This window comes from Cytobacillus purgationiresistens (assembly GCF_030813235.1).
In the GTDB taxonomy this organism is placed as follows: domain Bacteria; phylum Bacillota; class Bacilli; order Bacillales; family Cytobacillaceae; genus Cytobacillus; species Cytobacillus purgationiresistens.
Genome location: NZ_JAUSUB010000025.1, coordinates 49830 through 74479, shown reverse-complemented (window position 1 = coordinate 74479; position 24650 = coordinate 49830). Strand labels below are relative to the sequence as shown.

The 24650-nt window shown below is 39.5% G+C and carries 33 protein-coding genes; 5 read left to right on the top strand and 28 right to left on the bottom strand.

Annotated features, from left to right (window positions below; genetic code table 11):
* Positions 1-262: 262 nt before the first annotated feature.
* On the bottom strand, positions 263-484 hold the full coding sequence (locus J2S17_RS21825) for a hypothetical protein (RefSeq protein ID WP_307478032.1): 222 nt from the start codon (positions 482-484) through the stop codon (positions 263-265).
* 139 nt (positions 485-623) lie between these two features.
* Here J2S17_RS21825 and pdaB point away from each other — a divergent pair, with 139 nt between their 5' ends.
* Entirely contained in the window at positions 624-1376 is a 753-nt protein-coding gene (pdaB, locus tag J2S17_RS21820) for a polysaccharide deacetylase family sporulation protein PdaB (protein WP_307478030.1), read from the top strand.
* 83 nt (positions 1377-1459) lie between these two features.
* Here pdaB and J2S17_RS21815 read toward each other — a convergent pair whose 3' ends face one another.
* Positions 1460-2101: a KinB-signaling pathway activation protein gene (locus tag J2S17_RS21815; RefSeq protein WP_307478028.1), complete on the bottom strand. Its 642-nt coding sequence runs from the start codon at positions 2099-2101 to the stop codon at positions 1460-1462.
* A gap of 151 nt (positions 2102-2252) precedes the next feature.
* Between J2S17_RS21815 and gerD the strand changes: the two genes are divergently transcribed.
* Positions 2253-2891, top strand: a complete 639-nt coding sequence (gene gerD / locus J2S17_RS21810; protein WP_307478027.1) for a spore germination lipoprotein GerD — start codon at positions 2253-2255, stop codon at positions 2889-2891.
* A 49-nt stretch (positions 2892-2940) separates the two neighbouring features.
* On the opposite strand, the gene salA is transcribed toward gerD, so the two are convergent.
* The 5 genes from salA to J2S17_RS21785 all read right to left on the bottom strand — a co-directional run bounded on the left by salA (position 2941) and on the right by J2S17_RS21785 (position 9270).
* Positions 2941-3993, bottom strand: coding sequence for an iron-sulfur carrier protein/transcriptional regulator SalA (salA, locus tag J2S17_RS21805; RefSeq protein WP_307478025.1), 1053 nt, complete (start codon positions 3991-3993; stop codon positions 2941-2943).
* 176 nt (positions 3994-4169) lie between these two features.
* Positions 4170-4889: an N-acetylmuramoyl-L-alanine amidase CwlD gene (gene cwlD / locus J2S17_RS21800; protein ID WP_307478024.1), complete on the bottom strand. Its 720-nt coding sequence runs from the start codon at positions 4887-4889 to the stop codon at positions 4170-4172.
* A 73-nt stretch (positions 4890-4962) separates the two neighbouring features.
* Positions 4963-5406, bottom strand: a complete 444-nt coding sequence (locus J2S17_RS21795; protein ID WP_307478023.1) for a YbaK family protein — start codon at positions 5404-5406, stop codon at positions 4963-4965.
* Between the two features lie 101 nt (positions 5407-5507).
* Positions 5508-6350 (bottom strand): pyrroline-5-carboxylate reductase, encoded by an 843-nt coding sequence (gene proC, locus J2S17_RS21790; RefSeq protein ID WP_307478035.1) that lies wholly within the window; start codon positions 6348-6350, stop codon positions 5508-5510.
* Between the two features lie 256 nt (positions 6351-6606).
* Entirely contained in the window at positions 6607-9270 is a 2664-nt protein-coding gene (locus tag J2S17_RS21785) for a YhgE/Pip domain-containing protein (protein ID WP_307478022.1), read from the bottom strand.
* Between the two features lie 234 nt (positions 9271-9504).
* On the opposite strand from J2S17_RS21785, the gene J2S17_RS21780 reads away from it, so the two are divergent.
* Positions 9505-10716 carry a DUF4062 domain-containing protein gene (locus tag J2S17_RS21780; protein ID WP_307478020.1) on the top strand — a complete coding sequence of 404 codons (1212 nt, stop codon included), beginning with the start codon at positions 9505-9507 and terminating at the stop codon, positions 10714-10716.
* Positions 10709-10897 carry a hypothetical protein gene (locus J2S17_RS21775; RefSeq protein WP_307478019.1) on the top strand — a complete coding sequence of 63 codons (189 nt, stop codon included), beginning with the start codon at positions 10709-10711 and terminating at the stop codon, positions 10895-10897. The genes J2S17_RS21780 and J2S17_RS21775 overlap by 8 nt, the downstream gene beginning before the upstream one ends.
* A gap of 103 nt (positions 10898-11000) precedes the next feature.
* Here the strand turns inward: J2S17_RS21775 and J2S17_RS21770 are convergent, their stop codons facing one another.
* Complete coding sequence (locus J2S17_RS21770) at positions 11001-11285, bottom strand: hypothetical protein (protein ID WP_307478017.1); 285 nt, start codon at positions 11283-11285, stop codon at positions 11001-11003.
* Between the two features lie 199 nt (positions 11286-11484).
* Between J2S17_RS21770 and J2S17_RS21765 the strand changes: the two genes are divergently transcribed.
* The gene (locus tag J2S17_RS21765) at positions 11485-11607 is read left to right on the top strand and encodes a hypothetical protein (RefSeq protein WP_307478015.1); all 123 of its coding nucleotides are present in this window, start codon (positions 11485-11487) and stop codon (positions 11605-11607) included.
* A gap of 203 nt (positions 11608-11810) precedes the next feature.
* Here the strand turns inward: J2S17_RS21765 and rpsI are convergent, their stop codons facing one another.
* The 20 genes from rpsI to rplF all read right to left on the bottom strand — a co-directional run bounded on the left by rpsI (position 11811) and on the right by rplF (position 24640).
* Entirely contained in the window at positions 11811-12203 is a 393-nt protein-coding gene (gene rpsI / locus J2S17_RS21760) for a 30S ribosomal protein S9 (protein WP_307478014.1), read from the bottom strand.
* A 25-nt stretch (positions 12204-12228) separates the two neighbouring features.
* The gene (gene rplM / locus J2S17_RS21755; protein WP_307478013.1) at positions 12229-12666 is read right to left on the bottom strand and encodes a 50S ribosomal protein L13; all 438 of its coding nucleotides are present in this window, start codon (positions 12664-12666) and stop codon (positions 12229-12231) included.
* Positions 12667-12976: 310 nt separating this feature from the next.
* Positions 12977-13714, bottom strand: a complete 738-nt coding sequence (truA, locus tag J2S17_RS21750) for a tRNA pseudouridine(38-40) synthase TruA (RefSeq protein ID WP_307478011.1) — start codon at positions 13712-13714, stop codon at positions 12977-12979.
* Between the two features lie 12 nt (positions 13715-13726).
* On the bottom strand, positions 13727-14524 hold the full coding sequence (locus J2S17_RS21745; protein WP_307478009.1) for an energy-coupling factor transporter transmembrane component T family protein: 798 nt from the start codon (positions 14522-14524) through the stop codon (positions 13727-13729).
* Positions 14521-15390, bottom strand: a complete 870-nt coding sequence (locus J2S17_RS21740) for an energy-coupling factor ABC transporter ATP-binding protein (protein WP_307478007.1) — start codon at positions 15388-15390, stop codon at positions 14521-14523. Before J2S17_RS21740 ends, J2S17_RS21745 begins: the two co-directional genes overlap by 4 nt.
* Positions 15366-16205 carry an energy-coupling factor ABC transporter ATP-binding protein gene (locus J2S17_RS21735; protein ID WP_307478006.1) on the bottom strand — a complete coding sequence of 280 codons (840 nt, stop codon included), beginning with the start codon at positions 16203-16205 and terminating at the stop codon, positions 15366-15368. The genes J2S17_RS21740 and J2S17_RS21735 overlap by 25 nt, the downstream gene beginning before the upstream one ends.
* Before the next feature lie 556 nt (positions 16206-16761).
* On the bottom strand, positions 16762-17124 hold the full coding sequence (gene rplQ / locus J2S17_RS21730; protein ID WP_307478004.1) for a 50S ribosomal protein L17: 363 nt from the start codon (positions 17122-17124) through the stop codon (positions 16762-16764).
* A gap of 57 nt (positions 17125-17181) precedes the next feature.
* A complete protein-coding gene (locus J2S17_RS21725) occupies positions 17182-18126 on the bottom strand; it encodes a DNA-directed RNA polymerase subunit alpha (protein ID WP_307478034.1) in 945 nt (314 codons plus the stop codon).
* Positions 18127-18301: 175 nt separating this feature from the next.
* On the bottom strand, positions 18302-18691 hold the full coding sequence (gene rpsK, locus J2S17_RS21720; protein ID WP_307478002.1) for a 30S ribosomal protein S11: 390 nt from the start codon (positions 18689-18691) through the stop codon (positions 18302-18304).
* Between the two features lie 22 nt (positions 18692-18713).
* Entirely contained in the window at positions 18714-19079 is a 366-nt protein-coding gene (gene rpsM, locus J2S17_RS21715; RefSeq protein WP_307478001.1) for a 30S ribosomal protein S13, read from the bottom strand.
* 21 nt (positions 19080-19100) lie between these two features.
* Positions 19101-19214 carry a 50S ribosomal protein L36 gene (gene rpmJ, locus J2S17_RS21710; protein ID WP_000868344.1) on the bottom strand — a complete coding sequence of 38 codons (114 nt, stop codon included), beginning with the start codon at positions 19212-19214 and terminating at the stop codon, positions 19101-19103.
* Between the two features lie 35 nt (positions 19215-19249).
* Positions 19250-19468, bottom strand: coding sequence for a translation initiation factor IF-1 (gene infA / locus J2S17_RS21705; protein WP_066192222.1), 219 nt, complete (start codon positions 19466-19468; stop codon positions 19250-19252).
* 292 nt (positions 19469-19760) lie between these two features.
* Positions 19761-20507, bottom strand: coding sequence for a type I methionyl aminopeptidase (gene map, locus J2S17_RS21700; RefSeq protein WP_307477999.1), 747 nt, complete (start codon positions 20505-20507; stop codon positions 19761-19763).
* A complete protein-coding gene (locus J2S17_RS21695; protein ID WP_307477998.1) occupies positions 20507-21157 on the bottom strand; it encodes an adenylate kinase in 651 nt (216 codons plus the stop codon). The genes map and J2S17_RS21695 overlap by 1 nt, the downstream gene beginning before the upstream one ends.
* Positions 21158-21216: 59 nt before the next feature.
* A complete protein-coding gene (gene secY, locus J2S17_RS21690) occupies positions 21217-22512 on the bottom strand; it encodes a preprotein translocase subunit SecY (RefSeq protein WP_307477996.1) in 1296 nt (431 codons plus the stop codon).
* Positions 22512-22952, bottom strand: coding sequence for a 50S ribosomal protein L15 (gene rplO / locus J2S17_RS21685; RefSeq protein ID WP_307477994.1), 441 nt, complete (start codon positions 22950-22952; stop codon positions 22512-22514). Before rplO ends, secY begins: the two co-directional genes overlap by 1 nt.
* A 34-nt stretch (positions 22953-22986) precedes the next feature.
* Positions 22987-23169 (bottom strand): 50S ribosomal protein L30, encoded by a 183-nt coding sequence (gene rpmD, locus J2S17_RS21680; RefSeq protein ID WP_307477993.1) that lies wholly within the window; start codon positions 23167-23169, stop codon positions 22987-22989.
* Positions 23170-23182: 13 nt separating this feature from the next.
* The gene (rpsE, locus tag J2S17_RS21675) at positions 23183-23683 is read right to left on the bottom strand and encodes a 30S ribosomal protein S5 (protein ID WP_307477992.1); all 501 of its coding nucleotides are present in this window, start codon (positions 23681-23683) and stop codon (positions 23183-23185) included.
* A gap of 24 nt (positions 23684-23707) precedes the next feature.
* A complete protein-coding gene (gene rplR, locus J2S17_RS21670) occupies positions 23708-24070 on the bottom strand; it encodes a 50S ribosomal protein L18 (RefSeq protein ID WP_307477991.1) in 363 nt (120 codons plus the stop codon).
* Between the two features lie 33 nt (positions 24071-24103).
* On the bottom strand, positions 24104-24640 hold the full coding sequence (rplF, locus tag J2S17_RS21665) for a 50S ribosomal protein L6 (RefSeq protein ID WP_307477989.1): 537 nt from the start codon (positions 24638-24640) through the stop codon (positions 24104-24106).
* Positions 24641-24650 lie beyond the last annotated feature (10 nt).

Sequence of the window (24650 nt, the reverse complement as noted above, 5' to 3'; positions counted from 1 at the left end):
GCTCGTTTTTGCACTAAAAGTGCGATGCTGATAAATCAGCTTTTTTGAATTAACGTTGACGTTTTTTGTTCGTTCAGTTTTCAAAGATCAATCTCATCGCCTCAGAAGCGACTTTATTATACTAACATTTTGACAACCAATATGTCAACAACTTTTTTAATTTCTTTTTTAAGTTGCCGTCATCAACGACTGCTTTAATATAATAGCACCCTATCTCTTAAACCGTCAACAACTTTTTAATATTTTTTATAAAAAAATTAAACTACCCCTTTATCTCCTGCTTAAGGGTATATTTCATGCATTCTCCAGGAGTAGCAACACGTTTAAACAATGTAAATAAGATACTGTATTTCTCCTTCATTGCACGCTTGACTACTATATCAATTCTTTCATCCTGAAGATCAAAAAGAATTTCATCCATTTCCCTTTTAATCAAATACTCCATTTCTTTTAATTCCTTTTCATTAAGCATAAATCCAATCATGATTGACTCCCTTTCTATTTCAGGTATTTCCTATACTATCCTTACAACCTTCTTTTTATAATCGATAAATTTTATTCATTAAAAGTAAATATAAAGCATAGGTATGAGACAAGGATGCTTTGGACGAGGTGATGATAAAATGAAATTCTTTTACGTATTCCATGCAAAATCGATTAAACAGCTTACATTAATTCTCATAGCTGCCTTTTTTACTGCTTTATTTCTCTTTATGGAAACATCGATCCATATGCCAGTTTTTTCAGCAAAGGATGGCCCTAAAGCCGTTTATAAAGGGGAAAAGGATATCGCGTTGACCTTTAATATTGGATGGGGCGATGAAAAGACTGAGCCCATACTTGATGTACTAAAGAAAGAAAAAATCAAGTCTGCTACATTCTTTTTAGCTGGATCATGGGCTGAGCGCCACCCTGATTTAGTCGCACGGATTGCAAAAGAGGGTTATGAAATCGGCATCCTTGGCTACAATTATGAGGACTACACAGAGCTGGAAGAAGGAAAAATAAGACAGGATTTAGCAAAGGCACAAACCGCTTTTGCAAAGCTGAATCTCAAAGAGATCAAATACGTGCGTCCACCCACAGGACATTTTGATAAGAAAACACTCACTTCCGCAGACAGACTTGGATACACAGTTGTACATTGGAGTCTTGACTCAAAAGATTGGACGAACCCAGGAGCTAAAGCCATTGTCGAGCGAGTTGGCCAAGCTAAAAATGGCGATATCATCCTCCTTCACGCCTCTGATTCCGCCAAGCAAACAGCGAAAGCTTTACCTGAAATCATTAAAAACATTAAAAGTAAAGATTTAAAACTCGTCACAGTATCAGAAATGATGGCCAATGCTGATACATCAACTGAGGAAATTAAATAAATAGGAATCATTATCGAGCGCCTTAGGATAGGTGCTCTTTTTCATTGATAAAAAAAGTTACTGCCAATATAAAAAGCCGCCCATTAGTTGGACGACTTGTTTGCTTGCAAACGTACTCTTTGCGCTGCAGATTCTTTATTAAGCTTTGGTAGGATAAGCAATTGATAAGCATTACACACCAATAAAGGAAATACCATCAGCCATATCCAGCTTTCTTCATTTACCCTTAAGACAGGAACCCATTCGATCGTTGTAGCAACAATCATAAAAAACAGTGCCGGGATAAACGATACTTTATTTGTTGTTTTCACTTTCATAAAAGCTACGATTAAGCCAACAATAAGTATCACTGCTGCTAAACCAAAGTAAGGCAGCATGCTATCCCCTGAATCAGCGAATCCTTTGTATCGGAAATAGACAAGGTCAAATAATACAAAGAGAATTAAGATAACCTGAACACCGTTCCATAATTTATGAGATTTAAAAATCCCTAATCCAAATCGATGGATAGTCAAGTAAGCGAAAAATCCCATTTGACTTATAATACTAAAAATTAACCCAACACCAATAAGCCAAAATAATACAGATAGAATTTCGAGCCATTCAAAATTGACAAAAAGGTGCTCAAACTCGTCCCAACGAACAATAAACCCTACAATACCTGTCGTGATTCCACCGACAAGAAGCGTGGTCAAAAAAAACTTTACCCAAACCCGGCTAGTCAATTTATTTTTCCTCCATAACGTATAATCATTCACTTAATGATTGTACCAACCTCCTATTGAAAAATCTAGGCATTCTGCTTTTTACGCATAATATTGATGTGTTTTCTTCATTATAAAGGTAAGGGATATTTCAAATAGGGGGCTTATAAAGATGAAAAGATGCCTTTTCATTCTGCCGTTCATACTCGTATTCCTATTGGCAGGATGCAGTCAGACCGACAACGGCAACATGGATTATGATCAAACAAAAAAAATGCTTGTGGATATATTGAAAACCGATGAAGGTAAAAAAGCTGTACAGGATCTGCTAGCAGATGAAAAAATAAAGCAGCAGCTCATAATGGATCAAGGAATGGTAACAGAAACCATTGAAACAACCCTTACATCTGAAAAGGGCAGTGAGTTCTGGAGGAAATCCTTTGAAGATCCGAAGTTTGCTGAATCAATGGCCAAAAGCATGAAAGCGGAAAATGAACATCTTTTAAAGGACTTAATGAAGGATCCTGATTATCGTAAAATGATGATTGAAATCATGAAAGACCCCGAGCTTGAAAAAGAAATGACTGATTTATTTAAAAGTCAAGAATACCGGGAGCATCTTCAAACTGTCATTACTGAGACTTTTGAAAGTCCACTCTTTAAAGCTAAACTCCAGGATCTTCTACTAAAAGCTGCTGAAGAAACAAAGTCTAGTCAAGGAAGCAGCGATGGAAAAAAAGAGGAAAAGAGTCAAAGTGGAGGTGGGGGTACATCAGATTCGGGTGAATCAAATGGAGAAGGCGGTGGCTAATCCCACCTTCTTAACAGAAAAAAGAGGACTGCTAGTCCTCTTTTTTTATTTATACAGTTTCAACTACTTTTTTCGCGATATCTGAATAAATTTTTCCAAGATGATGATCTTCTTCATAAACAGATGGAGCAAAATCGTCATCATTCCAATCCGGTTGTTGTAACGGCAGCTGGCCTAATACTTCAGTTCTAAGCTCATCAGCTAATTTCTCTCCGCCACCGCGTCCAAAAACATATTCTTTTTCACCAGTAACTTTACTCTCGAAGTAAGACATATTTTCAATTACACCAACAATTTCATGTTCCGTTCTAAGTGCCATTGCACCTGCACGTGCAGCCACAAATGCAGCTGTTGGATGTGGAGTAGTTACAATAATTTCTTTACAGGATGGCAGCATGGTGTGAACATCCAGCGCAACATCTCCAGTGCCTGGAGGTAAATCTAAAAGTAAGTAGTCAAGTTCTCCCCATTCTACTTCATTGAAAAAGCTATTTAACATCTTCCCAAGCATTGGTCCTCTCCAAATGATTGGTGCATTGTCCTCAACAAAGAAACCCATAGAAATGACCTTAACTCCCAAACGGTCAACAGGAATGATTCTCTCTCCTCTTACAACTGGACGCTTTGTAATTCCCATCATGTCGGGAACACTGAATCCATAAATATCTGCATCAATAAGACCGACTTTTTTCCCTTGTCTTGCTAAAGCAACAGCCAAGTTAACGGATACAGTGGATTTCCCTACGCCACCCTTACCGCTGGCAATCGCGATAAACTTCGTTTTATTATTTGGAGAAAGCAAACCTTTGTCTTCATTCTCAGGAGCAGCTTGTCTAAATTGTGCAAGCACCTCTTCAGGCAGTTCACTAAAACGAATACCAACCGTTTCCGCTCCGACACTTTTAATTCGATTCACTACTTCGGTTTGAAGCTGTAATTGCTCAGCAGTGCCTGTTTTTGCAACAAGTATTTTTACACTGGCATGATTTTTCTCTTCTTTAATCTTAATTTCAGTTATTGCATTTAATTCACCCAGTGTTTTATGTAAAAATGGCTCCTTAATGTCACTTAAAACGTCTATAATTTTTTGCTCTGTTAACATATTAGCACCGCCCTTTGAATTCGTTTCCATTTTAGAATAATATCTAATTTTTATTTTAACATATCTACGAATGTTTCACTATTGCACTGCCTGGATGATTTTTGACAAGCTCATTACCGCTCCACAAAAGGCTTAGTGCTCAAAGCAAAAAAAAGATGCTAAAAATTAGCACCCCGTCAATCCTCGATTTTTATTTCTGCTTCATCCGTATAATATCGCAAAATACCATTAAATATGGCAGCTGCCACTTTGTCTTGATATTCATCCTGCTTCAACAGTTCTTTTTCACTAGGATTCGATAGGAAACCAATTTCAACTAAAGCGCCTGGTTTTTTTGAATTTTCCAATATATACACATTTTTTAATTGCTTTGCCCTACGAGTGGTGTTTTCTAAATTTCTGATCAATTCATCTTGAATGAATTTAGCAGCTCTTGTGTTTTCTATTATATGTGGTGCATAAAATGTTTGCGCACCGCTCCACTTAGATGATGGTATGGCATTCAGGTGAATGCTGACATAAAATTCTGCGTCGGAATGATTAATCATATCAAGCCGTTTCTTTAAATCTTCCACTTTACGGCGACTGTACCCTTTTGTTTCTTCTGGAGCTAAGTCTCGATCATCTTCCCTTGTCATCATGACAAGCGCACCTTGTTCCTGTAAGTAATCCCTTAGCCTTAAGGACACATCCAGCGCGATATCTTTTTCGAGTGTATCTCCTTTGCCCGCCCCTCCATCAGGTCCACCGTGACCAGGATCAAGCAAAATTACTTTTCCCGAAAGTGGTAAGTTCCAAGAATTCCAAGAATCATCATTAGAAAAATCATATTGAAGAATGAAAAATAGCACAAGCAACCCAACTACAAATGCACCTGTTTTCATCTTTTTTCTCATGTATCATCACTCCCCGCTCGTCCTCATTTAAATATATGGGACAAGGCGGAGTTATAGAACGAAATCTTAAGTTTTAATGAAGGCGAAGCTTATGCCTCCGCTGACCGTTGGAAAAACCCTCCGTCCACCAGACATTTACGTATTGCTCACATAAGTAATAAAGGGATTCACTCATCACACCTTCCCCTCCATTACCCCAGTAAAGTAGAAAATTATATAAAGTATCTGCAAAATGGGTTTTTTCCTTTTTACATCTTGCTTGGGCCATTTCCATTGTCTCTCCAGCTGCACCAAATCGGCTATAATGCGCTCCGAGTAAATAAGCTTCAATCGCTACATCATAACATGCCTCTTCTACACCTGGATTCTTTAATAAGCCGATAACAAGTTGGGATGAACCAAAAAAATCTTTAACTTTTTCTTTTAAGTTCTTTATGGAAATTTCTTTTAGGACAGATTTTTCATATTTCATTTGTTTCTCTCTGCGTTTATCTTCGAATGTCGTGATTAGAGTCACTATTTCTCACCTCCTCAGGTTAGTCTTTATCTACATGAGGTGAGAAATGCAAAAAGCAGCGGTAGATTCCGCTGCCAATTTTTCAATCGTTTCTTTATAATTTAATGGGGCACGAGTGTCCCTTCTAATTCTCTTCTGATTTCCTTTGATCGTGCAGCCGCTTGTTGAACTGCCTGTGAAATAGCTCTGCCGCCATTGTTTTCTTGTAATGCCTGAACACCTGAAGCTGTTGTACCATTTGGCGAGGTCACTCTTTCTCTTAAAATCATCGGCGCTTCTTCCTTATCAAGCACCATTTTTGCCGCCCCATAGATCGTTTGTGCCACAATTTTTCTTGCTGCGTCTGCATCTAGCCCTTTTTCAATGCCCACTTTCTCCATTTGCTCCATTAAGTAGTAAAAATACGCAGGACCACTGCCGGCTAAGCCCGTAAAGATATCCATCTGCTCTTCATTAATAACAAACACCTTGCCCATACAAGATAAGATTTCTTTTACATCCTGTAAATGAACATCTTCTGTAAAATTTCCAACTGCTAGTGCAGTTGCAGACTCTTGAATCATGCTTGATGTATTAGGCATCACTCGAATAACTGGCTGATATTCATTCAACCCTGCTTCCATATAATCCGTAGATATACCTGCTAGAACGGAGATAACGACTTGTTCACGCTTAATTTTATCCTTTAAGAAAGCAAGTGCCTCTTCTGCACCATGAGGTTTCATCGCCATAATAAAATAATCAATTTCCTCAAACGGAAGATCCTTTTGCAAAACGGTTTTCACTTGATATCGCTCCTGCAGTTCAGTCAAACGATCTCCATTAAATTTATTCGTTACATAAATACATTCAGCTGGAATTTTATTTGCCTTTATCGTTCCTGCAATCATCGACTCCGCCATGGATCCTGCACCTAAGAAAGCAACTGTCTTATTTTCTAAAATATTGAACACTCCTTTTATTAGATGTGTTTCTTCCGCTCAGTTTCACAACGTAATCTATCTTAACATGATGATATGCATATTCAAGGCGATGAGAGAAAGTCGGCAGGATAAGAGCGAGATAGTGAAGAAAAGCGTTTACATCCAGCAGTAAATCGCCTCATCGCTTCCTCAGGATGATATAAGCCGTGTGAACAGGAAATATCACAAATCGTCTTTAATAAACAAGCCCCCAAATTTCAGATTGGGAGCTTGTAGCTTAATCCACCATTCGACTGGATCGAGATTTATTTGCTGTTTTACGCAACCATGGTGTAAGCGGCTTTTTCAATCCAAGCCCTAGACCTAAGGCAGCCAGGAAAAATAAGAATAAGTAGAAAAAGCTTTTCCATACCACGCCAGGTACGATGCCACCTACTGCTTCCCTAAGAATATTGATTGCATGGGTGAATGGCAAGAAGGGATTAATCGCCTGAAAGAACGGCGGTGCAACTTGAATCGGGAACGTTCCGCCTGCTCCAGAAAGTTGAAGAACCATTAGGATAATCGCAATGGCTTTCCCTATATTGCCGAATACCGAAACAATCGTGTAGACCATTGTCATAAATATGAGAGCAATGGCGATTGTAAAAATGACAAACCATACGGGGTTGGCCGCATAGGCTCCTAATATGAACAAATCACCGAGGCTGACAATTAGCCCTTGTAAAAAGCCCACTACTAAAAATAAAACCAGCCTGCCTAAATATACATGATGTACTTTATAATCCTCACGCATATCTTCGGGATGAACGTCCGTTTTTAACAAGTTGGCTAAAAGCAGCGCGCCAACCCACAAACATAGGGCGGTGTAAAATGGTGTATTAGCCGATCCATAATTAGGGATTGGATATAACTGCTCCTCCACAAGCTTAACGGGTTCTGCAAAAAATGCACTCTCTTTATTAATATCATTTTTTAATAATGAAATAAGCTCTCCTAAATCATTATCTTGTTCAAATGCACGAATGCGATCGGCCGTCTGTTCTACTGTATCCTCTAGACCAGGCAGACTTGTTCCAATAAAATCAGATACCTCAGAAAGCCCTTTTTCCACTTCAGGCAAGTTCTCAGATACTAGACCCGCAATTCGTGAAAACTCTGTCTCGATTCCTGGTAAGTCATTACGAATAAAATTAGCAACTTCATGTATCTTCTCTTCTATGCCTGGCCAATCCTCTTGAATAAATTGACTGACTTGATGAATCGCTTGAATGGCAATAGGAAGATCGGCTTGAACCTTTTCAACTAGTTCGTTTACTCGCGCTTCTATCGCAGGCAAGTCTTGAATGATTGTCTCTAGCTGTTCTTGACCGATATTCGCAATCGATTCTGCATTGATTAGAACTTCTTCTATATTCGGCAGTTCAGATTGAAGCGCCGCTAAATCATTACCAGCTTTTTGCGCTGTTTCCTGCAGATCAGCCATTGCGCGATTAATGCTTTCTCTGCCGCCGCCATTTAAATACGTATTAACCGAAGCTGCCTGACGGCTAACTTCTTGCGCTTGCTGACGAATAGCCGCGATTTGATCTGATGACAAATCACCTGATCCAATATTGGATAAAGCATTATTTAACGTTCCCATCTCTTTCTGCAGCGTGGTTAACTGATTAATGATTGGATTGAGCTCACCATTCGGCAGACTTTCATTGAGATTTGAAAACATAGCTATCGACTCTTCTAATAATTGAATATTAGACTCTAACTGTTTTTGCAATGCAGCGATTGATTTTTTGACCGATTCGTTCACTTGGTCATTTTCAATCTGCTGAAGAATCGTATCGATTGATTCTGCTCCATGTTGTATCATGACAGCATTTTGAATAATCACATCGATAATTGGATTGATCGCTCCTTCATTTTCTGAAAGAAATTGATTTAAATGATTTACGTACTCTTCTGCATCTGAGGCTATTTTATTCGCAGCAGGTAATGCCTCCTGAACACGGACAATGATTGCTTGCGCCTTATGAACACCCTCTAATGCACTTGTTAATTGACCCGAAATATCGCCAAACTGCTCACTAGCGGTACTTAAACCATCTGCAGCCTTTTGTATTTCTGGAATCATCTCTTCCAATTCCAGCACTTTACTGCCTAAGTTATTTACTTGTGGCAGCTTGTCTTCTAAAGCTAGGATTTGCTCCGCGCCATTATTTAATTCAGGGAAATGCTGCTCCAATTCAATGACCTTATTTACTGTTTCCTTTATTTCAGGCCAATCCTGATTTAGGCCAACAATCTTATCTCCTAGTTCATTGATTTCCGGGAACCGTTTTTCCAATTCAAAGATGTTATTTTCAACCTTTCGAATGGTTGGCAGCTCTTCTTCAAGTTTTAAACCAATATTATTAAAACCGGTGAACAAGGCTTCAGATGCTTCTGCCAAAAAAGATTCACTAATCTCCGCGACTATGGCTGATGCACCTGCGGAGGTCATCTTCGGCGCGATGGCATTAAGCTTTTCATTTACTTCATATCGCACTTCAGGTGCTTCAGGGTCACCGGAAATTACGCTTGTCAATTGCTCTGAAAAAGCATGATCAATATACACACTTGCGTAATAGTCCCCATCTCGAACCCCTTGCTCCGCTTCTTCCCGATTAACAAAGGTCCAGCCCATCTGATCGTTATCCTTTAGATTATCAACCAGCTCATTACCGATATTCACTTGCTTACCATCGATGTCAGTTCCTGCATCTTCATTCACTACAGCAACTTTAATCTGTCCAGTTTCACTATAAGGGTCCCACGTTGCAGCAATATTAAACCATGCGTATAAAGATGGCAGGAATGCCAGCCCGATAAGCAATAGCGCAACCAGCGGAACTCTCTTTAAATTTCGAAAGTCCTGTTTAACAATGTTAATTATTTGTCTCAAAGTTCCACCCTTCCTCACTCATTTAAAAAAGCGCAAATGTCTTCAGCTTTTTTAATACTTATAAGAATACAACAAGAGAAAGCTGGATGCCATTTTTAAGTGATGTATTTCACAAATTACCATTAAGAAATATTATCCGCTTTTTTCCTCTAAAAATACTACTTATTCATCTTGCGCCCTTTGGAAAATGTTGTGATAAAATAATGATAGATATCCTTTTTTGGAGGTGAGTGAATGAACATAGACGTCAGTAAAATTTTTATTAGCTCCTCCTCTCAAGCAACCCTTCAGCCATTAAGAAGCCGCCTTAAGATTTCATTAGAGGATGCAGGGCATAAACCGATTATGTATGAATATGGTGATTTAGGGTTATACACTGATGACCCTAACCAGGATTGCTTAAACAAAGTAAAAGATAGCGATGTACTAGTATTATTCATTTCTAATAAGTCAGGGAGCTTTAGCCGAAGTAATCCAAATATAACTATTACCTATGCTGAATTTATCACAGCTTTAAGACATGATAAAATCGTCATTCCTATCGTCGAAACACATATACTGCAATTCTATATCAATCATATGAAAGAAGAATTAGAGCGAGCAATCCATAAATACGTTGAACAACATGACCATAACCCCCGATTTACTTATCCTATTGTCAAATCGCTTTTGCAGGAACACAAAGAAGGCGATACTGTGCTTCACAAAAAAATAAATGAAGCGGGTGTCGAAGAGTTCATTTGGGCTTTCGTCCACGATTCCTTTACCATGACAAGATGGACATATAATTATGCGATAGCCGACACGCCCGACCTTTGTACTTTCCTCTTAAAGGTATTAAGCCAAGTGTTAAGAAACAGCATGAAATTCTACCTTCATGAAAAGGAAATTACTCAAAATCTCTTACTGTACGATGAGCTGACCGTCTATCAGGACTCTGTTACAAAATTCATGAAGTGTCTGTCGAATTCTGTACTCAACCTTCCGTTATTCTTCAAAACATTAGCGGAATATTTACCAGGTCAGGCTATTTATGACCCATATAGTGATTATGCCGAACACCCTGTCCCTATTGTGAATATATCTGAATGTAAGGCAATCACATTATATAAAAGAAAAGGTGACCTTCTTTTATTCGTCGATTCCTATGGCACCAAAACCCCGACTGCTCACTTTAACATAAATGATGAAGATTCTTTTGTCTCACAAACATATAATAAAGATATGGAGAATGATGAGCTTCTCTTTTATTCAGAAGACAAGCAAATGATCTACATGACTAAAAAGACAGGAGAATTGGTGCTATCCTTCCATTTCTATTTATCCGAAGGCTGGTCCAGCCGGCGAGTGAATAGCTATGAAGCAGATATAACCAGTGCTATAATGGACAAAAGACAAACATTCGATTTTGCGATGGATTTATTAGGAGGGATGTTAAATGGCTAAAGACAATGCCGTCTATATCGGCTCTACACCCAAGCATCTAACCCGTATAGCAAAAGAAATAGATATGAAAAAACGATCTGAGAACAATCGGCGATTACTCGAGGCACTCGGTTATCACAGCCAGTCTTCATCTGTTGGAAGTTCACCATTTCTCTCAACTCAAAATGTGCGAAAAGCGTAGGGTGCCTGCGCTTTTTTTCTTTATTAGAAAATCGGGTCGCGCTCTTTTTTTGTTCTAATATCAGGATTAGAACATCCTTTCACCGTTTTCCGCTCTTTTTTTTTCAAATATCAGGATTAGAACATCTTTTCACCGTTTTCCGCTCTTTTCTTGTTCTAATTTCAGGATTAGAACATCCTTTCACCGTTTTCCGCTCTTTTCTTGTTCTAATATCAGGATTAGAACATCCTTTCACCGTTTTCCGCTCTTTTCTTGTTCTAATATCAGGATTAGAACATCCTTTCACCGTTTTCCTCTCTTTTCTTGTTCCAATATCAGGATTAGAACATCTTTTCACCGTTTTCCTCTCTTTTTTTGTTCTAATATCAGGATTAGAACATCTTTTCATCGTTTTCCGCTCTTTTCTTGTTCTAATATCAGGATTAGCACACTTCCTGCCCTAACATGTTTGTGTTTTCTCACTCATCTCCTAACAACGAAATTTCGAGGGTATTTTAGCATAAGAGGATTTTCGTATTTCGTGTAGAGTATAATCGGTGAAATATATTAAAGGAAGATGTTAGGTATATAAAGGGTTGGTCTTGTAATTGATTGCTGGTTTATTTGGTGTTATCGCTGTTCGGATATTTATAGAAGGGTCGAACGTATATGGTGCTGAATTTGATGATTTTTTGTATGTAGGAATCCTTGTTCAATTTACTGAAAAATGAACAACAGCTGCAGAGGTAAATAATATATGGACTTACTTACATGAGTTTAAGTATAATTCCACGGCGATTTATTTTTATCGTCTATTCTTAAAATTCGCACCTGAACAATCATCCATAAATGACAACATCCTTCACTTCGCCGCTTTTGTAAACACAAAAAAGACCCCAGGCCAAGATGGCTCGGAATCTCCTGAATTGAAAGATTAGCGTTTTGAGAACTGAGGTGCACGACGAGCGCCTTTAAGACCGTATTTTTTACGTTCTTTCATACGAGCGTCACGAGTTAATAGTCCTGCACTTTTAAGTGTTGGACGGAATTCTGGATCAACTTGTAGTAATGCGCGAGCAATACCGTGGCGGATTGCGCCAGCTTGACCAGTGTATCCACCGCCATTAACATTTACAAGAATGTCATAGCTGCCAATAGTTTCAGTAGCAACAAGCGGTTGTTTTACAACTTCACGTAAAGCTGCAAACGGGATGTATTCTGTAATTTCACGACCATTGATGATGATTTTACCGTCGCCTGGAACTAAACGAACACGTGCAACGGAGCTCTTACGACGACCAGTACCATTATATTGAACCTGTGCCAAGTTAATTACCTCCTCTATTTATGAATTAACCGCGAAGTTCGTAAACTTCTGGTTGTTGTGCTTGGTGCGAATGCTCGCCACCAGCGTATACATGCAATTTCTTGAAGATTTGACGACCAAGAGAATTTTTTGGAAGCATGCCTTTGATAGCAAGTTCTAACATTTTCTCAGGGTAGTTTGTACGCATTTCATTAGCAGTTCTTGTTTTTAAACCGCCTGGGTGCATGCTGTGACGGTAGTAGATTTTGTCAGTTAGCTTCTTACCAGTTAATTCGATTTTAGAAGCATTTAAAATAATAACATGATCACCTGTGTCAACATGTGGTGTAAAAGTTGGTTTATGTTTACCACGTAGAATTGATGCTACTTCACTAGCAAGACGACCTAAAGTTTTGCCTTCAGCATCAACTACGTACCATTTACGTTCGATATTGTTTGAATTCGCCATAAACGTTGTACGCATCAATTTCCCTCCTAAATATATCCATAATAATCATTTTTGGTTTCATATATAATACACAATAAGATTCCGGGGCTTATCGTGGTTTTAATAATAATACCATATGCTATCTTATAACTTTACCAGCCTATTGTCAAGGAGCTGTTACGCCTGGTTTAGTTGTTTTAAGCAGTTTTATCTTATCAAAATGCTTTTACAACGCTCCCTTGTGGTTCTTCAAGTTTTTTCCTAAAAAATAATATAATTTTTCTTTGATTCTTTCTGTGAAAAAAAGCTGCTGGCTAATGGAAATCATTAGACTTTTTAATAGCATTCACTCATAAAAGACTTCCCATAAATATAAGCCCTGTGCAGGTGCTGTTTTTCCAGCGAAAATACGATCCTTTTTCTCTAATATCCCCGGAATGGCATCCGGTGAAAGGTCGCCCGCTCCTATTGCAAGCAGCGTCCCTGTTAGAATCCTCACCATATTATATAAAAAGCCGGTTCCAATAAAGCGAATGGTCAGCATATCCCCGTCCTCGATGAGCTCAATGGACTTCAATTCTCTAACTTTGTCCTCCACTTCCGATCTCGCCGAACAAAAACTTGTAAAATCATGTGTGCCAGTTAAATAAGGAATAGCTGTTTTCATTCGTGTGGTGTCTAAAGGGTAGGGATAATGATAAACATAGTTTCGCTTAAGAGGATCCCTATTAGCTGACCTTAATATGCTATAGCGATATTCCTTCCCCCTTGCATCATAGCGCGCATGGAAGGCATCTGGAACGATTTCAGCATGTGTCAATGCCACATCTGCAGGCAAAAGGGAGTTGAGTGCAACCTCCCATTTATCTGCTGGAATATTAAGCGGAGACTCAAAGTGGATGACCTGGCCTACCGCATGGACTCTAGCGTCCGTTCTGCCTGAGGCGGACACATTTATATCTGTCCCTTTATGCAATTTTTTCAATGCGCGATTGAGCTCTCCTTGGACCGTCCGTTTATTCGGCTGGACTTGATAGCCCGCAAATTGTGTCCCGTCATAGGAAATAATACATTTGAGTTTCATTTTTCATCCCCGCTAAGTTCTTAATACAATAAGTAACACGGTTAAAGCAGCAAGCAGCAAGATCATAAAAGTATCAGCTGCTCCCCAAGAGAGCTGCCTGTATCTGGTTCTTCCTTCTCCGCCTCTATAGCCGCGTGCTTCCATCGCTGTAGCAAGCTCTTCTGCTCTTTTAAATGAACTGACAAAGAGCGGAATCAGAAGAGGAATAACAGCTTTTACACGGTCCTTTACCGGCCCTGAAGAGAAGTCCACTCCTCGTGCAGACTGCGCCTTCATAATTTTATCCGTTTCCTCCATCAGAGTCGGGATAAAGCGAAGGGCGATAGACATCATTAACGCAAGCTCATGGACAGGGAACTTCACTTTCTTGAGTGGGCCTAATAGACTCTCAAGTCCATCCGTAATTGCGATGGGTGTCGTTGTTAATGTCAGGATTGACGTCATTAATATTAGGAGGAAGAAACGCAGGGAAATAAATATCCCCTGTCGCAGCCCTTCTTCATACACCTTGAACCAGCCTAATTCAAATATGACAGGTCCTTCCTTCGTTAGGAACACATGGAGGAAGAATGTAAACAGTATCAATATAAAGACGAGCTTAAGTCCTCCAAATACAAAACGCATCGGAACCTTAGATAATCCGAGCATTAAAAAGGTATAGATAACCAATGCCCCGTAAGTCCATGCATTATTGGCTATAAAAACTATACAAACAAACAGAAAGATAATAATCAGCTTAGAACGGGGATCCATCCGATGAATAACGGAATCTGCTGGTACATAGCGTCCAAAAATCATTTTTTCCATCATCGTGAATCACCCCTCTTCAAGAAAGATGATACTTCTTCTGTCATTTCTTCGATCGTCAGACAGGTTTTAGAGAATTTCCTTTGAAAAGCCTTCTCTAGCCTTTGTTGGAATTTCACCACTTCTGGTACATCCAGTCCCATCTCAATCAATTCCTCCGGGTTGGAGAAAATCTCAATCGGGGTTCCGGTTTTATATACTTGTCCCTTTTGCATAATCACAATTTTATCAGCATAGCGAGAGGCGTCCTCCATACTATGTGTAACCAGAATCGTAGATAGGTTTTTATGCTTATGAAGTGAGTAAAACATATCCATGATTTCTTTCCTGCCACGCGGGTCAAGCCCAGCTGTTGGTTCATCAAGGACAATGACATCGGGATTCATTGCTAATACGCCTGCAATGGCTACCCTGCGCATTTGTCCGCCTGATAAATCAAAGGGTGACTTGCTTAAGATTTCCTCACCTAATCCTACAAGCGAGATGGCTTCTCGTGCTCTTTTCTTCGCTACTTGCTCAGAAACACCGAAATTCATTGGACCAAAGCAAATATCCTTTTCTACCGTTTCCTCAAACAATTGGTGCTCAGGGAACTGAAAAACGATGCCTACTTTTTGTCGAACTTCCTTTAAATTCTTTTGCTTTTTATCTGCTGTAATGACCCTATCCCCTATAACGACCTCTCCACCTGTAGGCTTCAGCAATGCATTTAAATGCTGGAGAACGGTGGATTTCCCAGACCCAGTATGTCCAATAATAGCTAAAAATGTACCTTCAGGAATTTCAATGGATACATCCTTAATTGCTAGACGCTCAAAAGGGGTGTCAACTTGATAACGATATTCTACATTTTTGAGTGAGATGTCCATATGTCTGCCACCAACTCTTCTTCTGATAGATGATATTTTGTCACTGGGATGTCCAAAGCTTTAAGCATTTTACTCATTTTCACCGGGAAGGGAATATCCAAACCAAGTGATACTAACTCCTCATCAAGTTGAAAGATTTCTTCTGGTGTTCCTTGTTTATACAGCTCACCCTTATTCATCACAATGATCCGGTCAGCCTTTGCTGCTTCTTCTAAGTCATGGGTAATAGAAATGACGGTCATTTTATGATCTTTCTTTAAGATCCTAACTGTTTCTAAAACCTCTTCTCTTCCCCGTGGATCAAGCATTGAAGTAGCTTCATCTAATACGATGATATCTGGTCTTAATGCCAGTACGCCTGCAATGGCCACCCTTTGCTTTTGTCCACCTGAAAGATGGTGCGGCTCTTGATCAAGAAATTGTTCCATTTTTACGCTTTCTAGCGCCTGTTGAACCCGCTTAATCATATCATCTCTTGGGATTCCGTGATTTTCTAGACCAAAAGCCACATCATCCTGAACTGTTGTTCCTACAAATTGGTTATCTGGATTTTGGAAAACCATCCCTATCTTATCGCGAATATCCCAAACTGTATCCTCAGATAACGCTAGACTATCGACTGTAATAGACCCTTCTTGAGGAAAATTCAAACCATTTAAAAGCTTTGCCATGGTAGACTTTCCAGACCCATTATGACCAACAATCGCAAGCCATTCTCCTTCGTATATATCAATTGAAACATGACGGAGCGCATAATCGCCTTCTGTGTCATATTTGAAAGAAATATCATCTAACTGTACGAGTGACTTCTTCATGCCTATTCCTCCTCTCAAACTATGCTGTTCTTTCTCATCTCAGCTAATCTCATTTTAAAGCAAGCCCATTAAATTATATAATAAAAAACTCGCCTATTGTATAGGGCGAGCTTAAAAAGTAAAGGAGCTATAAGGTAAATCCAACTGGATAACAAATATGAATAAAACCATCAATTACTCAACAATCTGCTATCTTGTAATCAATTACCCAATCCGCCTCCCAAACAAAAGCTCATCCTTTTGCAGTTTTAACCTATAATTTAAAAAAGCCTGCACCTCTATCCTAAAACAGGCAATCCTGTTTTGACGCTAATAAAAACGGATAGTGGTGCAAAGAGCTAGACGAGACGCTAGTGGTTCTAAAGGAGCGCCCATCGTGACACTCAATACTTGGCTCTGGTTTGGCTTTTAGCAATTGAAGGAAGCAAACCCTGTTACAGAAAGAGGGCAGAGAACAAGTTCGTCAAAAAACTGTCCAGCGCCCTCCTTGTCTGTTTTACAAATCATGAAACTTCCGAAGTTAGGGCATCCTAACGATAAGAAGTTTTTAAATATATTATACTAACTCGATAATTACCATTGGTGCTCCGTCTCCACGACGAGGTCCAAGTTTCATAATACGAGTGTATCCACCTTGGCGTTCTTCATAACGAGAAGCGATATCGCTGAACAACTTTTGAACTGCGTCTTGGTTTGTTTCAGCATTAGCAACCTCATTACGGATGAAAGCAGCAGCTTGACGGCGAGCATGTAGATCTCCGCGTTTGCCAAGTGTAATCATTTTTTCAACTACTGAACGAAGTTCTTTTGCACGAGCTTCAGTTGTTTCAATACGCTCACTGATAATTAAATCTGTTGCTAAATCACGCAACATAGCTTTACGCTGAGCGCTAGTGCGTCCTAACTTTCTGTATCCCATGAAAGTTTCCCTCCTTTGTTGAAGTTATCTCAAGCTTGATTATCCTTTACAAAGACATCAGTCGTCTTTACGTAAACCTAATCCAAGCTCTTCTAATTTATGCTTTACTTCCTCAAGAGACTTTCTACCTAAGTTACGTACTTTCATCATGTCCTCTTCAGTTTTGTTAGCCAATTCCTGAACAGTGTTAATACCAGCACGTTTTAAGCAGTTATATGAACGAACAGATAAATCTAGTTCTTCAATTGTCATCTCAAGTACTTTTTCTTTTTGATCTTCTTCTTTTTCAACCATAATTTCAGCATTTTGTGCTTCGTCAGTTAAACCAACAAAGATATTCAAATGCTCGGTTAAGATTTTCGCTCCAAGTGCAACAGCATCTTGAGGACCTGTACTTCCATCAGTCCAAACATCAAAAGTCAACTTATCAAAGTTGCTTAATTGACCTACACGTGTATTCTCCACTTGATAAGAAACGCGAGATACTGGTGTAAAGATAGAATCAATTGGAATCACACCAATCGGCTGATCCTCTCTTTTGTTTTGGACAGCTCGTGTATAACCACGTCCACGTCTAGCAGTTAGGCGCATGTGTAAATGACCGTTAGAGCCAAGCGTAGCAATATGAAGATCTGGATTCAGAATTTCAACATCACTGTCGTGGGTAACATCCGCTGCTTTAACAACGCCTTCACCTTGTACATCAATTTCTAAAGTCTTTTCTTCATCAGAGTAGATCTTAAGTGCGAGTTTCTTAATGTTTAAAATGATAGATGTTACATCTTCTACGACGCCTTCAATTGTTGAGAACTCATGAAGTACCCCATCAATTTGGATCGAAGTGACAGCGGCACCTGGGAGTGAGGATAATAGGATACGACGTAAGGAGTTACCCAAAGTTGTACCAAAACCACGCTCAAGTGGTTCTACGACGAACTTGCCATATTTAGCATCATCGCTGATCTCAACCGTTTCGATTTTTGGTTTTTCTATTTCGATCATCAAAATATACCCTCCTTCAAAACGTCGAAACCCCGGTTAATGGTTATAACCGAAATTCCCCCATGTATACGTTCCCGTTTTGTGCACAACAACTGGAATAATTAAATCTGTATAAAAACCATAACTTGTATCATAACCCATTATAGACAACGATACAAAAGTCTATACAGAAAAATTATACACGGCGGCGTTTTGGTGGACGACATCCGTTATGTGGTACTGGAGTAACGTCTCTGATAGCAGTAACTTCTAGACCAGCAGCTTGTAGGGCACGAATAGCAGCTTCACGACCTGCACCAGGTCCTTTAACTGTAACTTCTAAAGTTTTCATTCCGTGTTCGATAGAAGTCTTCGCAGCTGTTTCAGCAGCCATTTGCGCAGCGAAAGGAGTAGATTTACGAGAACCTCTAAATCCTAAAGCACCGGCACTTGACCAAGAAAGAGCATTTCCATGAGCATCAGTGATTGTTACAATTGTATTGTTGAATGTTGAACGAATGTGTGCAATACCTGTTTCAATATTCTTTTTCACACGACGTTTACGTGTATTAGTTTTACGAGCCATTTTAAAAACCCTCCTTTACCGATTATTTCTTCTTGTTCGCTACAGTCTTACGAGGACCTTTACGTGTACGAGCATTGTTTTTAGTATTTTGTCCGCGAACTGGTAAACCACGACGATGACGTAGACCGCGATAACTTCCAATTTCCATTAGACGTTTGATGTTAAGTGAAACTTCACGACGAAGGTCACCTTCAACTTTTAGCTTGTCAATTGATTCACGAATTTTGTTTAGTTCGTCTTCTGTAAGATCGCGAACACGTGTGTTTTCAGACACACCAGCTTCTGCTAGAACTTTCTCAGCAGTTGCTTTACCGATACCAAAGATATAAGTTAATGAGATAACTACACGTTTCTCACGTGGAACATCTACACCTGCAATACGTGCCACTATATGCGCACCTCCTTAGATTTAACCTTGTTTTTGTTTATGTTTAGGGTTTTCACAGATAACCATTACTTTTCCACGTCTGCGGATAACTTTGCACTTTTCGCAGATTGGTTTAACTGATGGTCTTACTTTCATTATCCTAACCTCCTTAATAGTACGGAGTGCAATGATTATTTAAAACGATAAGTGATTCTTCCGCGAGTTAAATCATATGGAGATAGCTCAACCGTTACTTTATCTCCAGGTAAAATACGGATGAAGTGCATGCGGATCTTACCAGAAACATGAGCCAGCACTGTATGACCATTTTCTAATTCTACCTTAAACATTGCATTCGGCAAAGTATCTATTACCGTGCCTTCAATTTCAATTACATCATCTTTCGCCATTAAACATTACTCCCTTCTATCTATCATATACGAATCCAATAAAATGCTTTTAAAAGCATGACCATTTCGATAAAGTTTACGGTTGGTTACTCCGAACATGCCAGAACCTACCGATATACATAATCTAATCATTGTTAAGTTACTTACAGAATGATGCCTTTGATAGACATTGATCAAACTGCAAACTCAACAACCTTATAATTATAACACACTGAGGAGTATTTCGTCCTCCTATAATCAAAAGAAATTGATTAAGATACGGAGCTAGATACGAATGGACTCATCTAAAACACTAAATTTTAGTGAGTATTTCATAACCTGTTTCTGTAATCGCTACTGTATGCTCGAAGTGCGCACACATTTTCCCGTCAACTGTTACAACAGTCCAGTTGTCGGTTAACGTATTTACATAGCGGCTCCCTGCATTCACCATCGGTTCAATAGCAAGCACCATACCTGGCTTTAATCGTGGTCCTTTATTCGGGGGACCATAATGTGGAATTTGAGGTTCCTCATGTAAGTCTTGCCCTACCCCATGTCCATCATACTCGCGTACAATGGAAAAGCCATTTGTTTCCGCATATGTTTGTATAGCATGAGAGATGTTCGATAAGCGTTCACCTGGTTTTGCTTCTTTAAGACCAATATATAATGATTGCTCCGTTACATCAAGAAGACGCTTCGTTTCCTCATCAATATCGCCCACTGCATATGTCCAGGCAGAATCACCATGATAACCGTTATATTTAGCGCCAATATCTATACTGATAATATCGCCATCATTTAACACTCTATCACCGGGAATACCATGAACAAGTTCATTATTCACAGAAGCACATATACTTCCAGAAAATCCATTATAACCTTTAAAGGATGGAAATGCATCATGTTTAGCAATAAACTTTTCAGCAATTAAATCCAATTCCTTTGTTGTTATCCCAGGAACAATATGTTTTTCTAGTTCCTGATGAGTCAGTGCAACAATTTTACCAGCCTCACGCATAATATCGATTTCACGCTGAGTTTTGCTTATGATCATTATTGCAAACCTCTAAGCAAGCTATCTAAATCAGTAAAAACTTTACCGATTTCTTGTTGGCCATTAATATTGCGTAAATAGCCTTTCCCTTCATAAAAATCAAGCAACGGTTTCGTTTGCTTAATATTTACATCCAGTCTATTCTTAACTGTTCCTTCGTTATCATCCGCACGTTGGTATAATTCACCGCCGCAGCGATCGCATTCTCCCTCTTTTGCAGGAGGATTGAATACTAGATGATACGTTGCACCACAGTTTTTACAAATCCTGCGGCCAGTCAAACGCTCCATTAATATATCTTGATCCACATCGATGTTGATAACGAAATTGATACTTTTTTCTAAATCAGAAAGAATATTTTCAAGCGCATCAGCCTGAGCAACTGTTCGAGGAAATCCATCAAGCAAGAAACCTTTCTCACAATCCGGTTTACCTAAACGATCACGAACGATGCCTATCGTTACTTCATCTGGAACAAGTTCACCTTTGTCCATAAAGGATTTAGCTTGTAATCCTAGCTCCGTTTCACCTTTGATGGCAGCACGGAACATATCCCCAGTAGAGATATGAGGGATGCCGTATTTTTCAACAATTTGTTCTGCTTGTGTACCTTTGCCGGCACCAGGGAGCCCCATTAATACTAAGTTCAAGTGAATTCCCCCTAATAATGTCAAACGGTTTGAGGGAACATAAGTCCCCTTAAACCCTTCTATTTTATGAAGCCTTTATAATGACGTTTAACAAGTTGTGACTCAAGCTGCTTCATTGTGTCAAGTGCAACACCGACAACAATCAATAAGCTTGTTCCTCCGATTTGAGCGGATTCAGGCAACCCTGCAACGTTTATAAAGAACATCGGCACGATGGCAATCGCTGTAAGGAAGAGTGCACCAACAAATGTTAAACGGTATAGAACACGTGTCAAATATTCCTGAGTGTTTTTCCCTGGTCTAATACCTGGGACATAGCCACCCTGCTTCTTCAGATTCTCAGATAATTGCTCTGGATTCACCTGAATGAAAGCATAGAAATAAGTAAATGCAATAATCAATGCACTATAAATGACCATACCCATTGGCGTTGTATAGTCAAATATTCTTTGGATCATACTCGTTACATCATTTTGCTCAAAGAATCCAGCGATGGTTCTCGGCGTAATGATGAACGAAATGGCAAAAATAACTGGTATAACACCAGCTGCATTTACTTTTAACGGTAAATGCGTATTTTGTACGCCAACTGGAGTTTTACCTGCTGATACACGTTTTGCATATTGAACAGGAATCTTTCTTAACGCCTGTTGGATAAAGATAGTGCCTACAATAATTGCAATGACTGCAATTACGATAAGAACTAAAGTCACAATACGAAGGAATAGTTGATCTCCAGCACCTTCAATTTGCTGCGCATAAATCTGGTTTGCAATGGAAGGAATACCGGCAACGATTCCAGCGAAGATAATGATTGAAATACCATTACCAACACCTTTTTCTGTAATCTGTTCCCCTAGCCACATTAAGAATGCAGTTCCTGCAGTTAAGACTGTAGCGATTAATAGATAAGAGCCGATACCCGGATTTTCAATTAACATGCCACCAGCAAGATTATTAAACCCATAAGACATACCAAGAGCCTGGATAAATCCAAGCACGATAGTAAAGTAGCGCGTAAACTGAGCTAGTTTACGGCGACCTGCCTCACCTTGCTTAGACCATTCCGTAAATTTCGGCACCACATCCATCTGTAATAGCTGGACGATAATGGATGCTGTAATATACGGCATGATACCCATCGCAAGGATTGAGAAGTTAAGAAGCGCACCGCCGCCAAATGTATTTAGAACCCCAAATACACTCATTTCGTCTTGAGCCTGTAACAGCTCTGCATTTACCCCAGGGACTGGAATAAATGTACCGATGCGGAAAATCACTAACATTAAAAGGGTGAAAATAATCTTTTTTCTTATGTCACCCACGCGCATAAAATTGGAGATTGTCTGGAGCATTAGATCACCTCGGCTTTACCGCCGGCAGCTTCGATAGCTTCCTTAGCAGCGGCAGAGAATTTGTGAGCTTTTACTGTAAGCTTTTTCTCTACGTTGCCTTTTGCAAGAATTTTGATTCCTGCTTTTTCGTTACTTACAACACCCGTTTCAATAAGAAGCTCTGGAGAGATTTCCGCTCCATCTTCAAAACGATTAAGTGCATCAAGGTTTACTACCGCAAATTCTTTACGGTGAATATTTGTGAATCCGCGTTTAGGTAAACGTTGGAATAAAGGTGTTTGACCACCTTCAAAACCAAGGCGTACTCCACCGCCTGAACGAGCATTTTGACCTTTATGCCCTTTTCCAGCAGTTTTACCATTACCAGAACCAATACCGCGTCCTTTACGTTTACGTTCTTGACGGGAACCTTCTGCAGGTTTTAATTCATGAAGTTTCATTTTGGCACCTCCTTATTTTGTAGAAGAGTAGGAATTATATTTCTTTTACCGTAACAAGGTGAGCAACTTTAGTGATCATTCCGCGAATAGCGGCATTGTCCTGATGCTCAACTGTTTGGTGCATTTTACGTAATCCAAGAGCTTTAACTGTTTGGCGTTGGTCGTCAGGGCGACCAATCACACTGCGAGTGAGGGTAACTTCTAGTTTATTCGCCATTTGATTTCCCTCCTTATCCTAACAGTTCTTCTACTGATTTACCACGTAGCTTAGCTACGTCCTCAGCACGTTTTAATTGTTGTAGACCGTCCAAAGTAGCACGGACCATGTTAATTGGTGTGTTTGTACCCAATGATTTAGAAAGGATATCGCCAACACCAGCCAACTCTAGAACCGCACGAACAGGTCCACCAGCGATAACTCCAGTACCTTCATATGCAGGTTTCATGAAAATTTCGCCAGCTCCGAAGTTACCGATTACTTGGTGAGGAATTGTAGTTCCAACCATTGGTACTTCGATTAAGTTTTTCTTCGCATCTTCAATTGCTTTGCGGATAGCTTCTGGTACCTCTTGAGCTTTACCTGTTCCAAAGCCAACGTGACCGTTTTTATCTCCAACTACTACAAGAGCAGTGAATCTGAAACGACGTCCACCTTTAACAACTTTAGCTACACGATTTACCGTTACTACGCGCTCTTCAAGTTCAAGTTTGTTTGGATCAATACGACGCATGTTTGTATGTCCCTCCTTTGACTATTAAAATTCTAACCCGTTTTCGCGAGCAGCATCTGCTAATGCTTTTACGCGACCATGATAGAGGTATCCTCCACGGTCAAATACAATTGTTGATAATCCTTTTTCTACGCCACGTTTTGCAATTAATTCACCAATCTTAACTGCTGCATCAGTGTTTCCAGTAGAATCAAGACTAGCATCTTTTTCCATTGTAGAAGCGCTTGCTAGCGTTACTCCATTAACATCGTCAATTAATTGTGCATAAATGTGTTTGTTTGAACGATACACATTTAAACGAGGACGAGCCGCAGTGCCAGAAAGTTTAGATCTTACACGAGCATGTCTTTTCTTACGCACTGCATTTTTGTCAGCCTTCGTAATCATTTCGGTCACTCCTTTCGTTTAGCGATTGCGGCATTACTTACCTGTTTTACCTTCTTTACGACGAACGAATTCTCCTTCATACCTTATACCTTTTCCTTTATAAGGTTCTGGAGGACGAACGTCACGAATGTTAGCAGCTAAAGCTCCTACACGTTCTTTGTTAGTACCTTTTACTATAATTTTAGTATTAGTTGGTACTTCGACTTCGACGCCTTCTTCAGGTTCGATTTCAACAGGATGAGAATAACCAACGTTCAAAACAAGCTTTTTGCCTTGTTTTTGAGCACGGTAACCGACACCGATCAATTCAAGACCTCTTTCGAAGCCTTTAGATACACCCTCAACCATATTAGAAAGCAAAGCGCGAGTTGTTCCGTGTAAAGCACGGTGCTCTTTGCTATCAGTTGGACGAGAAACGTTGATTACGTTATCTTCAACTTTAATTTCCATATCTTTGTTAAATGAACGAGAAAGTTCACCTTTAGGTCCCTTTACTGTCACTACATTGCTATCCATAGTAATTGTAATACCAGCTGGGATTTCAATTGGTTTTTTACCTATACGAGACATTTATTGCACC

What these genes read in the sequence shown, in the direction of transcription:
- J2S17_RS21825 (WP_307478032.1), bottom strand. Translation starts at nt 484, where the DNA reads ATGATTGGATTTATGCTTAATGAAAAGGAATTAAAAGAAATGGAGTAT.
- pdaB (WP_307478030.1), top strand. Translation starts at nt 624, where the DNA reads ATGAAATTCTTTTACGTATTCCATGCAAAATCGATTAAACAGCTTACA.
- gerD (WP_307478027.1), top strand. Translation starts at nt 2,253, where the DNA reads ATGAAAAGATGCCTTTTCATTCTGCCGTTCATACTCGTATTCCTATTG.
- salA (WP_307478025.1), bottom strand. Translation starts at nt 3,993, where the DNA reads ATGTTAACAGAGCAAAAAATTATAGACGTTTTAAGTGACATTAAGGAG.
- cwlD (WP_307478024.1), bottom strand. Translation starts at nt 4,889, where the DNA reads ATGAGAAAAAAGATGAAAACAGGTGCATTTGTAGTTGGGTTGCTTGTG.
- J2S17_RS21780 (WP_307478020.1), top strand. Translation starts at nt 9,505, where the DNA reads ATGAACATAGACGTCAGTAAAATTTTTATTAGCTCCTCCTCTCAAGCA.
- J2S17_RS21775 (WP_307478019.1), top strand. Translation starts at nt 10,709, where the DNA reads ATGGCTAAAGACAATGCCGTCTATATCGGCTCTACACCCAAGCATCTA.
- J2S17_RS21770 (WP_307478017.1), bottom strand. Translation starts at nt 11,285, where the DNA reads ATGAAAAGATGTTCTAATCCTGATATTAGAACAAAAAAAGAGAGGAAA.
- rplM (WP_307478013.1), bottom strand. Translation starts at nt 12,666, where the DNA reads ATGCGTACAACGTTTATGGCGAATTCAAACAATATCGAACGTAAATGG.
- truA (WP_307478011.1), bottom strand. Translation starts at nt 13,714, where the DNA reads ATGAAACTCAAATGTATTATTTCCTATGACGGGACACAATTTGCGGGC.
- J2S17_RS21745 (WP_307478009.1), bottom strand. Translation starts at nt 14,524, where the DNA reads ATGATGGAAAAAATGATTTTTGGACGCTATGTACCAGCAGATTCCGTT.
- J2S17_RS21740 (WP_307478007.1), bottom strand. Translation starts at nt 15,390, where the DNA reads ATGGACATCTCACTCAAAAATGTAGAATATCGTTATCAAGTTGACACC.
- J2S17_RS21735 (WP_307478006.1), bottom strand. Translation starts at nt 16,205, where the DNA reads ATGAAGAAGTCACTCGTACAGTTAGATGATATTTCTTTCAAATATGAC.
- rplQ (WP_307478004.1), bottom strand. Translation starts at nt 17,124, where the DNA reads ATGGGATACAGAAAGTTAGGACGCACTAGCGCTCAGCGTAAAGCTATG.
- J2S17_RS21725 (WP_307478034.1), bottom strand. Translation starts at nt 18,126, where the DNA reads ATGATCGAAATAGAAAAACCAAAAATCGAAACGGTTGAGATCAGCGAT.
- rpsK (WP_307478002.1), bottom strand. Translation starts at nt 18,691, where the DNA reads ATGGCTCGTAAAACTAATACACGTAAACGTCGTGTGAAAAAGAATATT.
- rpmJ (WP_000868344.1), bottom strand. Translation starts at nt 19,214, where the DNA reads ATGAAAGTAAGACCATCAGTTAAACCAATCTGCGAAAAGTGCAAAGTT.
- infA (WP_066192222.1), bottom strand. Translation starts at nt 19,468, where the DNA reads ATGGCGAAAGATGATGTAATTGAAATTGAAGGCACGGTAATAGATACT.
- map (WP_307477999.1), bottom strand. Translation starts at nt 20,507, where the DNA reads ATGATCATAAGCAAAACTCAGCGTGAAATCGATATTATGCGTGAGGCT.
- secY (WP_307477996.1), bottom strand. Translation starts at nt 22,512, where the DNA reads ATGCTCCAGACAATCTCCAATTTTATGCGCGTGGGTGACATAAGAAAA.
- rplO (WP_307477994.1), bottom strand. Translation starts at nt 22,952, where the DNA reads ATGAAACTTCATGAATTAAAACCTGCAGAAGGTTCCCGTCAAGAACGT.
- rpmD (WP_307477993.1), bottom strand. Translation starts at nt 23,169, where the DNA reads ATGGCGAATAAACTAGAAGTTACCCTCACTCGCAGTGTGATTGGTCGC.
- rpsE (WP_307477992.1), bottom strand. Translation starts at nt 23,683, where the DNA reads ATGCGTCGTATTGATCCAAACAAACTTGAACTTGAAGAGCGCGTAGTA.
- rplR (WP_307477991.1), bottom strand. Translation starts at nt 24,070, where the DNA reads ATGATTACGAAGGCTGACAAAAATGCAGTGCGTAAGAAAAGACATGCT.
- rplF (WP_307477989.1), bottom strand. Translation starts at nt 24,640, where the DNA reads ATGTCTCGTATAGGTAAAAAACCAATTGAAATCCCAGCTGGTATTACA.